Below are 1,084 nucleotides of genomic sequence, written 5' to 3' on the forward strand. Positions count from 1 at the left end.
GTGCCGCACAGCAGGGTGCCGGCCGCCTCGGAGACCCGGGCGCCCTCGTCGAGCAGATCAGTTCATGAGCCCTTCGCCCCCCGGCCATCTCCGCCGAGTGTGTCCTGCTCGTTCCCGGGCCACGCTTCCGGCGCGCGGGGGCACACGTCCGCCCCGTCGGCACGACCCTATTCCCGGAACCCACCGCGCCGCAGCGACATCACCGCAGCTGAGAACCGCTGTGATGTCGCTGCGGTGCGGTCGGCCGGAACGACGGCGCGCTCGCTGCGGTGAACATCGCCGCGGCACTCCCCGTGCGGCCCCACTTCCCCGCCCGTAGGCTGGTTCCCATGTCGCAGACGCTCACCCCCGCCGCTCCGCAGGACCTGAACGCCCGCCGTCACCGGCTCCGCCGCTACCGCGCCGTCATCTTCGACATGGACGGGGTCATCACGGACACCGCCGGCGTGCACGCGCAGGCGTGGAAGGAGCTCTTCGACGGGGCGCTGCCCGCCGTGGGCGCGCTGCCCGCCAACGCCGCCGTCGTCGCCGCGGACCCGGACGTGCTGCGTCCCTTCGACGCCGCCGCCGACTACCTGCACCACGTGGACGGGCGCCCCCGCGAGGACGGGGTCCGCACGTTCTTCGCCTCCCGCGGCCTGAGGGTGCCGGAGGCCGACGCCCCCGAGGCGGACGCCGCCCCGGAGCTGACCGTCCTCGCCCTCGCCGAGCGCAAGCAGGGCTACTTCGAGCAGGTGCTCGAGCGCGACGGCGTCCGCGTCTTCCCGGAGGCCCAGGACCTGCTCGAGCGGCTGCGGGCCAAGGGCGTGCCGGTCGCACTGGTCACCAGCTCCAAGAACTCCCGCGCCGTGCTCACGGCCGGCGGCGTGCTGGACTTCTTCCCCGTGATCGTGGACGGGAACACCGCCCTCGAGCGCGGGCTGCCGGGCAAGCCGGACCCGGCGATGTTCTGGGAGGCCGCCCGGGAGCTGGGCGTCGACGTCGCGGACGCGATGGTCCTCGAGGACGCCGTCTCCGGTGTGAAGGCCGCCGCGGACGGCCGCTTCGGCCTCGTGATCGGCGTGGACCGCGAGCCCGATCTCGG

The 1,084-nt window shown here is 74.4% G+C and carries 1 protein-coding gene; it reads left to right on the forward strand.

Annotated features, from left to right (window positions below; genetic code table 11):
• Positions 1–329: 329 nt before the first annotated feature.
• Positions 330–1,084 (forward strand): beta-phosphoglucomutase family hydrolase (locus AB0L75_RS44500; RefSeq protein ID WP_365191978.1); only part of this gene is annotated, 755 nt, incomplete at its 3' end.

Origin of the sequence: Streptomyces sp. NPDC052101 (assembly GCF_040680235.1) — a bacterium.
Classification (GTDB): Bacteria; Actinomycetota; Actinomycetes; order Streptomycetales; family Streptomycetaceae; genus Streptomyces.